12 protein-coding genes are annotated in these 13,362 nt (G+C 62.2%); 3 read left to right on the forward strand and 9 right to left on the reverse strand.

What is annotated here, in order from left to right; translation table 11 throughout:
• Positions 1–136: 136 nt before the first annotated feature.
• Complete coding sequence (locus ACP7CJ_RS09715; RefSeq protein ID WP_247405561.1) at positions 137–1,012, forward strand: helix-turn-helix domain-containing protein; 876 nt, start codon at positions 137–139, stop codon at positions 1,010–1,012.
• On the opposite strand, the gene ACP7CJ_RS09720 is transcribed toward ACP7CJ_RS09715, so the two are convergent.
• From ACP7CJ_RS09720 to ACP7CJ_RS09755, 8 genes are all read right to left on the reverse strand, one after another.
• Complete coding sequence (locus tag ACP7CJ_RS09720) at positions 1,009–3,516, reverse strand: LuxR C-terminal-related transcriptional regulator (RefSeq protein ID WP_426100201.1); 2,508 nt, start codon at positions 3,514–3,516, stop codon at positions 1,009–1,011. The two genes, ACP7CJ_RS09715 and ACP7CJ_RS09720, sit on opposite strands and share 4 nt — an antisense overlap.
• A gap of 226 nt (positions 3,517–3,742) precedes the next feature.
• Entirely contained in the window at positions 3,743–5,101 is a 1,359-nt protein-coding gene (locus ACP7CJ_RS09725; protein ID WP_276194806.1) for a DUF1329 domain-containing protein, read from the reverse strand.
• A gap of 26 nt (positions 5,102–5,127) precedes the next feature.
• Positions 5,128–6,918 (reverse strand): DUF1302 domain-containing protein, encoded by a 1,791-nt coding sequence (locus ACP7CJ_RS09730; protein WP_276194807.1) that lies wholly within the window; start codon positions 6,916–6,918, stop codon positions 5,128–5,130.
• A gap of 482 nt (positions 6,919–7,400) precedes the next feature.
• Positions 7,401–8,312, reverse strand: coding sequence for an SDR family oxidoreductase (locus ACP7CJ_RS09735; RefSeq protein ID WP_276194809.1), 912 nt, complete (start codon positions 8,310–8,312; stop codon positions 7,401–7,403).
• A gap of 118 nt (positions 8,313–8,430) precedes the next feature.
• Positions 8,431–9,333, reverse strand: coding sequence for an alpha/beta fold hydrolase (locus ACP7CJ_RS09740; protein WP_276194810.1), 903 nt, complete (start codon positions 9,331–9,333; stop codon positions 8,431–8,433).
• Positions 9,333–10,115, reverse strand: coding sequence for a class II aldolase/adducin family protein (locus ACP7CJ_RS09745; RefSeq protein WP_276194811.1), 783 nt, complete (start codon positions 10,113–10,115; stop codon positions 9,333–9,335). Before ACP7CJ_RS09745 ends, ACP7CJ_RS09740 begins: the two co-directional genes overlap by 1 nt.
• 149 nt (positions 10,116–10,264) lie before the next feature.
• Positions 10,265–10,951: an LrgB family protein gene (locus tag ACP7CJ_RS09750; protein ID WP_276194813.1), complete on the reverse strand. Its 687-nt coding sequence runs from the start codon at positions 10,949–10,951 to the stop codon at positions 10,265–10,267.
• Positions 10,941–11,327 carry a CidA/LrgA family protein gene (locus ACP7CJ_RS09755; protein WP_276194814.1) on the reverse strand — a complete coding sequence of 129 codons (387 nt, stop codon included), beginning with the start codon at positions 11,325–11,327 and terminating at the stop codon, positions 10,941–10,943. The genes ACP7CJ_RS09750 and ACP7CJ_RS09755 overlap by 11 nt, the downstream gene beginning before the upstream one ends.
• Before the next feature lie 98 nt (positions 11,328–11,425).
• Here ACP7CJ_RS09755 and ACP7CJ_RS09760 point away from each other — a divergent pair, with 98 nt between their 5' ends.
• Positions 11,426–12,322 (forward strand): LysR family transcriptional regulator, encoded by an 897-nt coding sequence (locus tag ACP7CJ_RS09760; RefSeq protein ID WP_276194815.1) that lies wholly within the window; start codon positions 11,426–11,428, stop codon positions 12,320–12,322.
• Here the strand turns inward: ACP7CJ_RS09760 and ACP7CJ_RS09765 are convergent.
• Positions 12,303–12,758, reverse strand: coding sequence for a flavodoxin (locus ACP7CJ_RS09765; RefSeq protein ID WP_276194816.1), 456 nt, complete (start codon positions 12,756–12,758; stop codon positions 12,303–12,305). The two genes, ACP7CJ_RS09760 and ACP7CJ_RS09765, sit on opposite strands and share 20 nt — an antisense overlap.
• A gap of 128 nt (positions 12,759–12,886) precedes the next feature.
• On the opposite strand from ACP7CJ_RS09765, the gene ACP7CJ_RS09770 reads away from it, so the two are divergent.
• Positions 12,887–13,354: a PAS domain-containing protein gene (locus ACP7CJ_RS09770; RefSeq protein ID WP_276194817.1), complete on the forward strand. Its 468-nt coding sequence runs from the start codon at positions 12,887–12,889 to the stop codon at positions 13,352–13,354.
• The last annotated feature ends 8 nt before the right edge of the window (positions 13,355–13,362 follow it).

Raw genomic sequence — 13,362 nt, forward strand, 5'->3', positions numbered from 1 at the left:
CAGGCTCCGCTGGTTGAGCCACAGTGTCACCTTCAACCCCTGGCCGGCACTTGCAGATTCTTGCGCTTTTGTCGCGCGGCGGGCTCACAGCACCAGCGGCTCGGAGTAGGATGCAAGGCGTCGGAGAGTACACACCATGTCAACGCTGGAATCCCTGCAAGTCTTTCAAGCCCTCAACCGCTCGCCCCATGCTCGCCTCGAAGCCTGCGCCGAGCTCGGTGACGGCTTGTCTGCGGCGCTGTGGAGCAACCACCACGATTCCCAGGATTACCAGGCACCCGGCCATCACACCTTGTCCTGCTACATCGGCGGCGGCACCGGCACTTTTCGGCGCGACCAGCCGGGCACCAAGGGCGGGCCCGACAAGTTGTGCATCCTGCCGGCCGAGCATCAGTCGGCCTGGGTGATCAACGGCGACATCCGCCTGGCCCATGTGTATTTCAGCCAGGCGCAATTCGCCTTGGGCTGCATCACCCTACTCGACCGCGAACCGCGCGCGCTGCAGTTGCAGGAAAGCACCTTCCTCGAAGACCCCAGCCAGGCGCGCCGCTTTCACCAGTTGATCGCCCTCAACTGGCACGAACCCGCCGAACGCCTGCTGACCAGTAGTCTGGCCCATGAAATGCTCAGCCACACCCTGCTCAGCCAAGTCGGCGCGCGCGACGGGCTGCGCTTGAAAGGCGGGCTGGCGGCGCATCAACGGCGCTTATTGGTGGACTACATCGAGCAGCACCTGGACGACCCCATCAGCCTCGGGCAATTGGCCGGGATGTGCGCGCTGTCGGAATACCATTTTGCGCGGATGTTCCGCCAGAGCTTCGGCCTGCCGCCCCATCAATACCTGTTGGCGCGACGCCTGGCCCGTGCGCAGAGCCTGCTGCGCAGTGGCAGCCTGCCCGTGGGTGATATCGCGTTGATGTGCGGCTTCTCCAGCGCCAGCCACTTCACCCATCGTTTTCGCCAGGCCATGGGCGCGACGCCCGGCGAATACCGTCAGGCGTTCTGCGCTTAACCCATCAAGCCCAACGTCTTGGCCTTGGCCACCGCCTGGGTGCGCCGCTCCACGCCGAGTTTGCTATGGATGCGCCGCGCATGGGTCTTGACGGTGTGCAGCGAGATAAACAACCGGTTGGCGATTTCCAGGTTGGAGTTACCGAGGGCGATCAGTTGCAGCACTTCCAGCTCGCGCTGGCTCAGCGGGTTGTCTGCCGTGCCTGTCGGCGAGGCCTGCGGCTCCAGGCCCAGCTCACTCAACAGCCCGGGCGAGCGTAAACGCAGTTCGCGAATGGCCTGCTGCACCTGGCAGCGCCCCGCCAGTTCCAGGCCATTTTGCAAGGCACGACGCGCCACCGCCGGCTCGCCCAGTTGCCAGGCCACCTCCCCCAGCACCAAGTGCAATTCGGCTTCCAGGCACAGCATGCCGCGTTGGCGGGAGGCGTCCAGCAGCGCTTCAAGCCGCGCCAGCGGTTGATCGACGACGCCCAGTTTGACCTCGGCCAACACCAACAGGTATTCAAGGCGCGGGATCAATTCCAGCGTGGCCGGCGGTGCCTGCTTGGCGCCTGGCCCACGGAAATGGCGGAGTACCCGGCGCACTGCTTCCATCGTCAATTCGGCGCGACCCTGCTGTAACCAGAAGTGCCCGCTGACCAGCAACAGCACCGCGCGGTATACCGTGTCCGGCACCTGGCGTTGCTGCATCAGGCGCTCGGCCTCGCGCAATTGGATAAAGGCCTGGGCGTAATCGCCACGGTTGGCCGCGAGCAACGCCAGGCCGAGAAAACCGTAGAGCACGCGCTTGTCCTGGCTGTGCAAACACATCGTCAAACCGGCGTCGAAACACTCGGCAGCCAAGGCATCCTGGCCTTGGCGCAGGGCCAGATGCCCACGCCGCAGGGCGATGCGTCCGACCAGCGGCTCGGCCTTCAGCCGCTGGTTGAGCAACATCGCCTGCACCTGCTCCAACAGGCTCTGCGCCCGATACGGTGCGCCACGCTGTTCGAGCAATTGAGCGTGATCCAGCTCCAGCAGGGCCTCGAGCAGCAGCGAACCGTGGGCCCGCGCCAGGCACAACGCTTCACGGTTCAGGGCTTGGGCCGCCTCCAGCTCACCGCGCAACAAGGCCTGCTGGGTCAACCCCGACAGGCACATCAAACGTGACGTCCACGCGCTGTCGGGCAATGCCTGCAACGCCTCGAAGAAATGCTCGCGAGCGCCTTGCGCATCGCCTGCCAGATGCAGCAACCACCCCCACTGCGCCTGCCAGCGCGCCAACAGAAGGCGTTGTTGTGCCGCCGACGGTTGCGGGGCGAAACGCGCCAGTTGGCCGATGCACAGCGCGGCCTGCTCGAAGCGCCCGGCGAACAGCAACGCGGCCGTGACCAGCCCCACCAACTGCGCGGAACAGAGCATCAGCTCATCACCCTGCTGCTCATGCAGGCGCAACAGCAGAGTGGCGTTCTGCTGGCGGAACAGGTCTTCGAAGCTGAAGTGCTGCAACAGGCTGACGGCCACTTCGTATTCTTCGGCCAGCAGCGCCTGCTCGAACGCGGCTTGCCAGTCACGCTCGGCGCTGAACCACTGACAGGCCCGTCGGTGCCAGGAGCGTTTGGCCGGCCAGGGTTCATCACGCATCAATTGCGCAAGCGGCGGGAAGACTTGCAGCCAGTCGGCGTCATCTTCCCAGGGCTGGATAAATGCGCCGAGCGCCTGCAAGTCCCGCAGGTACTGATCGCCATCGCCAAAACCGAACAGGTGCTCACACAAGCCCACATTAAAACGCGGCAAATGCGCCAGCACCCGCCAGGCTTCAACCAGCTCTGCCGGCAAGGTGCTGAACAGCTCGTGCTGCAGGTAGTCGAGCAAGGTTTTGTCAGGATGGCCGTCGCCGAGCAAGGCGATGCGCACCCCGGCGCACCAGCCGGCGCTGAACTGCATCACGCGCTCGACGCAGTGACCCGGCGCCTGGCCGAGCAGGGCCTGGACTTCTTCGGCGCTGAACATCAGCTCGGCCGCGCTGCACTCCAGCAGTTCATCGTCGAGCAACAGCCGCGGCCAGTTACACGCAGGACGCCGCCGCGCGCCCAGCCACCAGGTCAGCGAAGGGTGACTGGCGGTGAGCAGGCGGTCGAGCAAAGCGTCGAGTTCGGGCGCGGGCAGGCGGCTGAAATCATCGAGAAACAGCCACGCCGACGTCTGCCAGCGGCCGAGATCCTGTAACAAGGTGGCTTCATCGGTAAACGCCAGGCCCAGGTTGTGCGCCAGGCGCCTGCAGAAATCCACAGGGCTGAGCACCACGCCATTGAGCGGCAACCAGTACACCAGGCAACCCGCCGGCGCCTGCAAGGCACACTCGGCGAGCAGCGCACTCTTGCCACTGCCGCCTGGGGCGCAGAGCAACTTGACGCGAGCCTGCGCCGCCAGCAAGGGCTCGGCCAGGCGCGGGCGCAACAGATGATGGGCGGACAGCCGGGGCATGAATCCAGGACGGTCCAGGCAACGTGTCATGGCGGTCATTGCTGCATCCTGCGTTTTTATTGTTATGCAACCTGACACCTACCCTAGCCCTGTGCTCGGCGATTATTGAAGAAGTATTCAGCGCAGTGATTAATAGCCATGCACAAAACCCAATGTGGGAGGGGGCTTGCCCCCGATGGCGGTGGATCAGTCAGCTATCTGTAGCTGACACACCGCTATCGGGGGCAAGCCCCCTCCCACATTGGGATTGCATTTCAAACAGGCATCAGCGCACGCCCGAAGCCCTCAACGCCGCCGGCGTGTAATCCGCCGCCTTGGCCGCAAACCCGAAGACGAAGCTGCTCTTCTCCTCGTTCTTCATGCCCAGGGCGATGTAGCGTCCGGCGATGAGGTCGTACAGGGTTTCCACGGTGTAGGCCGGCACCTGGTGGTCATAGTAGAACTGCGCATGGCCTTCGGCGACACGCCACAGTTGGCCGCGGCCGTCGTAGTGATCCACCAGCGCGACCTGCCAGCTGTCTTCGTCGATGTACATGTGGCGCTTGGCATAAATGTGCCGTTCGCTCGGCTTGACGGTGCCGACCACTTCCCACACGCGGTGCAGCTCATAACGGGTCAGGTCCTGGTTGATGTGCCCGGCCTTGATGATGTCGTCGTACTTGAGGCTCGGCGAATCGAGTTTGTAGCTGTTGTAGGGGATGTACATCTCTTTCTTGCCCACCAGCTTCCAGTCATAGCGATCGGGGGCGCCGGAGAACATGTCGAAGTTATCCGTGGTACGCAGGCCGTCGGACGCGGTGCCCGGGCCGTCGTAGGACACTTGCGGCGCGCGACGCACGCGGCGCTGGCCGGCGTTGTAGATCCAGGCCAGGCGCGGTTCTTTGACCTGGTCGAGAGTCTCGTGCACCAGCAGCACGTTGCCCGCCAACCGCGCCGGGGCCGTTACCGATTGCTTGAAGAAACTCAGCACGTTGGCGGCCTTGGCCGCGTCGATGTCAGGGATCGCCTGCGGTACTGCGACTTCCTCTTCAAAGCGGATCGGCGTGTAGCTGCCGTTCGTCTGCGGGGTCGCCTGGGTGATGATGCGCCGCAGGTTACCGCCGTGGTAACGGGTGATGTGGTTCCACAACACCTCCACGCCATTCTTGGGAATCGGGAAGGCGTAGTAGCGGTTGCCGGTGAAGTTCTCCAGGCCGTTACCGTCGTTGATCGCATGCACGTTCAGCGCGCTGCGCTTGATCGACTCGTAGATATCCGGCGGCAGGTTGACCGTGCGGTGGCTCGGGTACACCGGGATCTTGTAGGTTTCGGGGTAGCGTTTGAACATTGCCACCTGGCCGTCGGAGAGTTTGTCCTTGTACTTGTCGACCGTCGCGGCGGTGATCACGAACAGCGGCTTTTCATTGGCGAACGGGTCGGCGAGGAAGCCCTTGCTGTCCACCGCACCGGCATTTTTCGGAATGCCACCGGTCCAGGCCGGGATCGAGCCGTCGGCGTTGCCGGCTTTTTCCGCGCCGACCGGGGTCAGGCTGGTGCCGAGCTTGGCGGCTTCTTCGGGCGACACGGCCGCCATGACGTTGGCGGCCAACACGCTCAGGGCCATCACAGCAATCAACTTACGCATAGAGTCTTGTCCTTCTTTAAGCCAAATCAGAAGTTCACGCCGACGCTGAGGGCGAGGAAGTCGCGGTCGGTCAGGGTGTTGTAGTCGCCACCAAAAAAGTCGGTGTAGTTCAGGCTGGCGGTGTAGGTGTTGCGGTAGTCCGCATCGACGCCGACGCTGATCGCCTTGGCACCCTGGTTGAACAAGCCGTTGGGGCCGTAACCGTTGACGTCGTGGGACCAGGACAGGTTGGGCTTGAGGTTCACCCCGGCAAACACGTTGTTGTAGTCGAGGATGGCGCGGGCACGATAACCCCAGGAATTAGCCGTGACGAAACCGTCGGTGTCGCCACCGAAACCGTAGGCGCCGTATACCGAATCGCGGCCGTAGCGCAGTTTGCTTTTCGCTTCCAGCCCGCCGACGTGGACGAAGGCGGCCTCACCCACCAAGGTCAGGCGTTCGGCACCCAGGACCTGGTCGAAGAACTGCGTCATGGTGCTCTGGATCTGGGTGATTTCCTTGCGACGGTAACCGCTATTGTCGGCGCCAAACGAGCTGTGGATCGGCGATGCGGTATTGCCGGCAATCGGGTTGATCAGGGCCAGGGTCAGGTCAGTGGTATTGAGTTGCACCGGCGCATTCGGGCGGTAGCTGATTTCCCCGGTCCAGGCCGTGCCGGTGGGCAAGGTGGTGGAGAAGCTCGCACCGTACAGGCGAATATCTTCCGGGTAATCGAGATAGTACTGGCCACGGCCAAGCATGGTGCTTTGGGCCAGGGCCGAGCCGGTGCCCGGCGCAATGGCGTTGGCGGTGTTGACGATGCGCCCGATGGTGGCCAGGTTGGTGTTGGCCGTGAGGGTGCCGACGGTCGGCGTGCGGCTGTGGTAGTTCATGAAGTACAGGCCGTACTCCGTGTCGTCGCCCAGCCAGCGCAGGGCCGCACCGAACTGGCCGCCATCGCGGGCATCACGGTCCTTGGCGCGCTGCACCACCACACCTTCACTGGTCACCTGGAAGCCCTGGCCGAACGCTGCGGCCACGGGTTGCAACGGTGCAATCGCAGGGCTGCCGACCGTGTAGTTACCGTTGCAACCATGGGCCGCCACGTCGCCACCAAAAAACGTGCCGCAGTTATCCAGCACGGTGTTTTCCCAGTTCAACTGGTAGAAGCCTTCCACCGTCAGTTGGTTGGTGAGGCTCTGGGAGGCGAACAGCATATTGACCGGTATCAGCCCTTCCTTGATCTCGGCGCCGGGGCGACGGAAGGCCGATACGTCAATGGGGTTGATGCTGTTGATGGAGTTACCGATAAACGTACTCTCGCCCCAACTCACCACCTGCTTGCCGACACGCACGTTGCCCGGCAGGTCGGCGATGGAATAGTTGTGATAGACGAACGCATCCAGCAGCTCGTAGCCGGAAGAGCGCGCGCCTTCGTCGCGATGGTGATTGCTGATCTGCTTGAACTCACGGTCTTCATCCTGCAGCTCGAAGTCGTACCAGTACTTGCCGCGCACGAAGACGCCGCTGTCGCCGTACTTGAGTTCCAGGTCGTGGATGCCTTTGAAGATCTTGGAGAAGGTCTCGCCCTTCTTGAAGTTCAGTCGCCCGTCATCCCCGGTCGAAGCCTGCCCCGTGCCGCCATTGGACACGCCCACCAGCTTCTTGTCGGCATCGCGCATGCCCCAACTGGCGCCGACCGACAGCGAGGAATCGAATTGCCCTTCGATCTCGCCGATGTTGAACGAAACAGCCTGCGCCTGGGCACAGCATCCCAACGCAACCGCAGTGGCCAGCGCCTGTGGCGTGAAGATGGCGCGCATTGTTGTTTTTGTCATGCGTCTTCCCCGGTGAGTGACAGAAGGCCCCACCCTACTGCCGCCCTTCGGGAGCGATAAGCGCACCAAGGAGGTATTCGTGTTGTCGCTCGAAAGGATTAACAGCCGCTCTGGCGCGGCTCTGCGCGCGGGCATGCACCCTGTGGATGGCGGGTTATCAGGCCGGTGGATAGCGCCGAGGGAACTGTTTCCATATCGGTAACAGTCCTTGTCATGAACCGCTATTACTCATTTGGTTACAACCCTCTATTCTTGCCTGGCTTTCAGGGCAAATGGCCCGCTCCCAGCTTCGGGAGAAAAGCTGAAATTTTACGGATTGGCTACTGTATTCAATCTGTTACCGGTGTTCACTGACGTTGAATCTGTCGCTCCTTGATCCAACGTCTTATTTCGGCCGCTGCTTTGCAGCGGCCTTTTTTATGCTTAAAAAAAAGCGGGGCGCCATCAGCGCCCCGCAGTATTCATAGTCCATCTGGCAATGATCAGAGACTGAACTTCTGCAAATTGGCCATCATCTCCTTCAAAGCCTCAATCGTGTCCTTGGGATGCACCGCCCCTTCAAAGTCACAGATCTGTTGCCAGTGCGCGGCCACGTCATCCGGCGAGAACCCGGCCTGCGGGTCGAAGCCCACGCCGAGGCTGCGTTCCCAGCGGGTCTTGCCGATCCAGCCGCCGCCCACTTCAAACAAGCCTGAGGTTTCCTGGCACGCCTCGCTGCCGAGGTACACCACCAGCGGGCTGACCAGTTCCGGCTTGAGGCGCTCGAATACCTGCGGCGGGATCAGACCTTCAGTCATGCGTGTGCCGCCGGTGGGGGCGATGGCGTTGACCAGGATGTTGTTCTTGCGCCCTTCCAGCGCCAGGGTACGGGTCAAGCCATACAGACCGAGCTTGGCCATGCCGTAGTTGGACTGCCCGAAGTTGCCGTAGATGCCCGACGTGGACGCAGTAAAGATCACCCGACCATAGCTTTGCTCACGCAGATGGGGCCAGGCAGCGCGGGTGACTTTGTAGGCACCTTCGACATGCACCCGGTAAACCAAGTCCCAGTCGCTGTCGTCCATTTTGTGGAAAGTCTTGTCGCGCAGGATGCCGGCGTTGTTCACCACCACGTCGATACGGCCGAAAGCGTCCAGGGCGTTCTGTACGATTTTCTCGCCATCGGTGACGGAATCATGGTTGGCTTCGGCAATGCCGCCGGCCTCGCGGATTTGTGCGACCACACGGTCGGCCGCCGACGCATTGGCGCCCTCGCCCTGGGTGGAACCGCCGAGATCGTTGACCAGCACTTTGGCCCCGTGCTTGGCGAACAGCAGCGCATGGGCCCGGCCCAACCCGCCGCCGGCACCGGTGACGATCACGACCTTATCCTGGAACTGCACTGACTCACTCATACCGAACTCCAATGGCGACAATGGGAATGGGTCGAGTGTCAGGCACAGGGCCTTCGGTCACAATAAATACGGCCAAGGCTGAATGGTGCGCGATAAGGCTGAAGGATGATTGCCTGTCTCAGGAATAGGCCATGCGCGGCGCGACCTGCACGATCCGCTGTCGAAACTCCAGGTAATGCTTGAGCACCTGCACCGGCGCTTCGATCTGCGGGTAGTGGCCGATATTGGCCAGCAATACCGTGTCGGCGTGGGGCACCAACTGGCGGTAACGCTCGACCATGTGGGCGCCGGAAATCGGGTCGAACTCGCCATCGATGACTCGCAGCGGTACGTCGCCACGCTGCAGGGCGCCCACCCAACGCTCACGCAGGCGACGGCGCTGGGGAATGTAGTTGATCAGTTTATGCAGGATGCGGGGCCCGTCATTGCAGTCGATCAGGCTCCAGAAATCATCGAGGGCGCTCTCACTGGGACGGGTCTGCGCGCCGAAAATCTGGCTGAAACTGTCGGACAAGGCATTGCGCCCAAATGCGCGACCGATCATCCAGCCCAAGGGGCTGAGCAGTAGTTTCTGCACCAGCACCAGACGATGGGTTTCGGGGAACAGCCCGCCGTTGAGAAACACACAACTGGCCATCTGGAAACGGCCTTCGTGATGCCGCGCCAATAATTCCTGGGCGACGCTGTCCCCATAATCATGGGCCAGCACATGCACCGGTTGCCGCACACGCAGGTGGTCGAGCAGCGCCTGTTGCAAATCGGCCTGTTCCAACAGGCAATAGTCGTGGTCCAGCGGCTTGGCCGAATCGCCAAACCCAAGCATGTCGCAGGCGATTACCAGATTGCGCTGGGCCAGGGGCTGCCAGAGGTAATGCCAGTCCCAACTGGCGGTCGGGAAGCCATGGATCAGCAGCAGCGGCTCGCCCTGCCCGGCCACCCAATACCGAATGGTGCGCCCGCGAAAAACGAAACTCTGACCGCACTTGCGCCAGGCCCTGAGCGGAATCTCGGCGAGAGGCATCAATTTTTATACCCCGGATCTTGCAGGTCCAATTTACGCAGCAACGCCGGCCAGGCCAGCGCGCCTCCCATACCCTGGGCGCTCTTTGTGACAGCCGCCACCATCGCCCTGGCCCCAGCGAGAACCTGCGGGTCGATGGTGATCAATTCAGCCGCGCCGTTTTGCGCAAGCACTTGGATATCACAGGCGCGCTGAAAGGTGAACATCATCAGGAAGGTGTCAGCAATCGTCCCACCGCAGGTCAGCAGGCCATGGTTGTGCAGCATCAGGAAGTTGTTTTCGCCAAGGTCGGCCTGCAAGCGCGCTTTTTCTTCGTGGTTCAGCGCCACGCCTTCATACGCGTGATAGGCCAGGCTGGACAACACGAACAAGGACTGCTGGCTGATGGGCAATACGCCCTGCTTCTGCGCAGACACGGCAACCCCCGCCGCCGTATGGGTATGCAGCACGCACACCACATCGTGGCGCACTTCGTGGATGGCACTGTGGATGGTGTAGCCGGCCGGGTTGATGTCGTAAGGGCTGTCCATCCGCTTGTTGCCGGCCTGGTCGACCTTGACCAGGCTCGACGCCGTGATCTCGTGGAACATCAGCCCATAAGGGTTGATCAGGAAATCATCGGTGCCCGGCACCTTGGCCGATATATGCGTGAAAATCAGATCATCCCAGCCATGCATGGCGACCAGGCGATAGCACGCAGCCAGGTCGACGCGGGTCTGCCATTCGGCGGCGCTGACCTGATCGTTGACATTCTGTGGCGATACAACGGGGGCTAGGCTCACGGCAATGACCTCCTTGGCGCACTTTATTATTATTTTTTGAGTGAAGGGTCAGTGTAGTCAGACCTCGTGGCGCAGGGAGTTGCCTTCGCAGCCAGCTTGATGGCCGCACGAGTCAGCCAAGAGAATAGTTTACATTTGGCCACCTCGCGTCAGAGAAGCGTCGCCAATAAAGGCGCTGCAAACAGGTTGAGCAGCCCCGTCAATACCATCACCAGGCCCGCGACAGAGCCCTCTTCACCGCCCACTTCATGGGCCCGGCTCACGCCTGCGCCGTGCGCGCCCACCCCAAACAATGCCCCGCGCGCCAAGGGGGTACGCAGCGGTAGCCACTTGAGCAGCACCCCGCCGAGCAAGGCGCCGAACACGCCGGTGAACATCACGAACACGGCCGTCAGTTCCGGCACACCGCCCAGGTCGGAAGACATCGGCATGGCAAACGGTGTGGTGATTGAACGCGGCACCAGGGACATCGTCACCGCACTGTCCAGCGCCAGCGCCTTGGCCAAACCGAACGAGGTGCCGATGGACGCCGCGCTGCCGGCCACCATGCCCAGCAGCAAGGCCGACCAATACCGCGCCAGCAAACGTCGCTGCTGCCAGATCGGCACCGCAAACGCCACGGTCACCGGGCCCAGCACCCGCATCAGCCAATGGGTGTCGCAGGCGTATTCGGCATAGGCGGTGTGCATCGGCACGGCCACCGCGAGCAGCAGCGCGGGCACCAGGATCAGCGGCGACAGCAGGTAGCGCCCGGTCCGACGGTAGATCCAGCGGCTGAAGATATAGGCGCCCAGGGTCAGGGCCAGCCAGAACACCGGCATCAGCTCAAGCTTCATGGCGCACCTTCCAACGACATACTATTTCCACGGTGAAGGCCGTCACCAGCATGACCGCCAGGGTGCTCACGCCGATCACCAGCAGAATGCGCCAACCGTCATTGCGCACCAGGCCGCCGTAGTCCAACAGGCTCATCAAGGCCGGAATAAAGAACAACAACATTTCCGCCATCAACACACCCGCCCCCAATTGCAGGGCAGCCGGCTTGACCAGGCCGGTGGCGAATGTCGCCAGCAACAGGCCCAGGCCCATCACGCCACCGGGGATGGGCCACGCCAACCAGGCCACCAGTTGAGTACCGAGCTGGTAGATGGCCAGCAGCACGACCAATTCAGTCAGCAGACGGCTGACGTGTTTGAAGCTGAAACGTTTCATGGGCTTTGGGTCCTCGTAAGCCTCCATTTTAGAGAGCCCCCTTCCATCCCCACAGCGAATTGTTAGACTGCCAACTATTCCAAACTGGAATCGAGCCCATGGAATTCAAACAGCTGCGCAGTTTTGTCGAAGTCATCCACCGCGGCGGTTTTACCCAGGCCGGGAAAACCCTGCACATCAGCCAGTCCGCCGTGAGCAAACAGGTCGCACAGCTGGAACACAGCCTGGGCACACCGTTGCTCGACCGCATCGGCTCGCAGATCCGCCTGACCGCCGCCGGCCAGGTCGTCCTGCAACGTGCCGAAGCCATGCTGCGCCTGCAGAACGAGTTGCTCAGTGAGCTGGATGATATGCAGCACCTGACCCGTGGCGAGTTGCGCCTGGGCTTGCCGCAATTGGGCGGCGATACGCTGTTTGCCGAGCTGTTCGCCGAGTACCGCCGGCGCTATCCGAACGTCACCATCCAGTTGCTGGAAGGCGGCAGTCGCAGCATCGAGCAGGCGATTTTGAGCGGCGAGCTGGAAGTCGGTGGCAGCTTGAAGCCCAGCGACCCGGCATTCGCCTGGCAAGCCTTCTGCGATGAACCGCTGGATGCCTTGCTGCCGATGAACCATCCCTTGGCGCAGAACGCCCAGGTGCGCCTGGAGGAGTTGGCGGACACTCCGTTCCTGATGTATCAGCGCAGCTTTGTCTTGAACGACCGCTTACTACAGGCGTGTCAGCGGGTGGGCTTTACGCCGAAAGAAGGAGGCCGCAGCGGCCAGGCAGATTTTCTCGCGGCCCTGGTCGCGGCCGGTCAAGGCGTGGTGCTGTTGCCCAGCGTGGTCGCTCGTGGGCTGGTGCGGCCCGGGGTGGTACGCCTCACGCTGAAGGCGCCCGACTACCTGCGCTGGGACATTGCATTTATCTGGCGTGAGGGCGCCTATCTGTCGAAAGCCGCCCAGGCCTGGCTGGCGTTGCTGCGGGAGTTCCCGGTCAGCCGCGCAGTGCAGTGACCAGCTCGGCCAACCAGGGTTCGGCGTCGGTTTCCGGGTTGACGCTTTCGCTGGCGTCCAGGCGCAGCATCGGCAGCACTTCATGCACGCCCAACTCGCTGAACAACTCACGCATGTGCTCACCGCCGGCGCAGAACGTATCGCCGTAGCTGGCGTCGCCCAGGCCGATGACCGCGCCCGGCAAACCGCGCCAGGCTGCAGGCAACTGGTCGCGAATGCTCGAATACAGCGGTTGCAGGTTGTCCGGCAGCTCTCCCATGCCGGTGGTGGAGGTCACCGCCAGTAAAGCCTGCGGGGCGAAGGCCAGCATGTCCGCCAGGCTCGCGCGCGAGTTGTGCCTGGCCTCGAAGCCGGCCGCGTTAAGGATGTCGGCAGCGTGGTGGGCGACTTCTTCAGCCGTGCCGTACACCGAGCCGGAAAGGATGGCGACTTTCATCAATCTGATCCTGTCATTGAGCGAAAGCCTGGGATATTACCAGTTGGGGCAAATATTTCGGCACACACCGTGCAACATTCAAGACTTGCCATAAACTGCCAGTTCAAGAACACGCCCGGGACCGCGCTATGATTAACGCCAAGCTGCTGCAAATGGTCGTCAACGCTTCCAACGACGGTATTGTTGTCGCCGAACGGGAAGGCAAGGACAAACCGCTGATCTACGTCAACCCGGCATTCGAGCGACTGACCGGCTACACCCTGGACGACGTCCTGTATCAGGACTGCCGCTTTCTGCAGTCCGGCGACCGTGATCAACCGGCGCTGATGGCCATTCGTGAAGCACTGGACAGCGGCGGTACCTGCCGGGAAATCCTGCGCAACTATCGCAAGGACGGCAGCCATTTCTGGAACGAGCTGTCGCTTTCAACGGTTTACAACCATGCCGACAAGCAGACCTATTTCGTCGGTGTGCAAAAGGACGTGACCTTGCAGGTCAAGGCCCAGCAGCGCGTCGCGCAATTGGAGGCGGAGTTGGCGCAGGTCAAGGCCGAGCTGGCAGCGGTCAAGGCGACGAGCGGATCTAACAAAACTTAGAAAATGCG

The sequence above is a fragment of the Pseudomonas sp. PSPC3-2 genome, assembly GCF_049897085.1.
GTDB lineage: Bacteria > Pseudomonadota > Gammaproteobacteria > Pseudomonadales > Pseudomonadaceae > Aquipseudomonas > Aquipseudomonas paraveronii.

Coding starts and splice junctions, on each gene's coding strand:
- ACP7CJ_RS09725 (WP_276194806.1), bottom strand. CDS start 5,101: ATGCGTAAGTTGATTGCTGTGATGGCCCTGAGCGTGTTGGCCGCCAAC.
- ACP7CJ_RS09765 (WP_276194816.1), bottom strand. CDS start 12,758: ATGAAAGTCGCCATCCTTTCCGGCTCGGTGTACGGCACGGCTGAAGAA.
- ACP7CJ_RS09755 (WP_276194814.1), bottom strand. CDS start 11,327: ATGAAACGTTTCAGCTTCAAACACGTCAGCCGTCTGCTGACTGAATTG.
- ACP7CJ_RS09760 (WP_276194815.1), top strand. CDS start 11,426: ATGGAATTCAAACAGCTGCGCAGTTTTGTCGAAGTCATCCACCGCGGC.
- ACP7CJ_RS09735 (WP_276194809.1), bottom strand. CDS start 8,312: ATGAGTGAGTCAGTGCAGTTCCAGGATAAGGTCGTGATCGTCACCGGT.
- ACP7CJ_RS09770 (WP_276194817.1), top strand. CDS start 12,887: ATGATTAACGCCAAGCTGCTGCAAATGGTCGTCAACGCTTCCAACGAC.
- ACP7CJ_RS09740 (WP_276194810.1), bottom strand. CDS start 9,333: ATGCCTCTCGCCGAGATTCCGCTCAGGGCCTGGCGCAAGTGCGGTCAG.
- ACP7CJ_RS09730 (WP_276194807.1), bottom strand. CDS start 6,918: ATGACAAAAACAACAATGCGCGCCATCTTCACGCCACAGGCGCTGGCC.
- ACP7CJ_RS09715 (WP_247405561.1), top strand. CDS start 137: ATGTCAACGCTGGAATCCCTGCAAGTCTTTCAAGCCCTCAACCGCTCG.
- ACP7CJ_RS09720 (WP_426100201.1), bottom strand. CDS start 3,516: ATGACCGCCATGACACGTTGCCTGGACCGTCCTGGATTCATGCCCCGG.
- ACP7CJ_RS09750 (WP_276194813.1), bottom strand. CDS start 10,951: ATGAAGCTTGAGCTGATGCCGGTGTTCTGGCTGGCCCTGACCCTGGGC.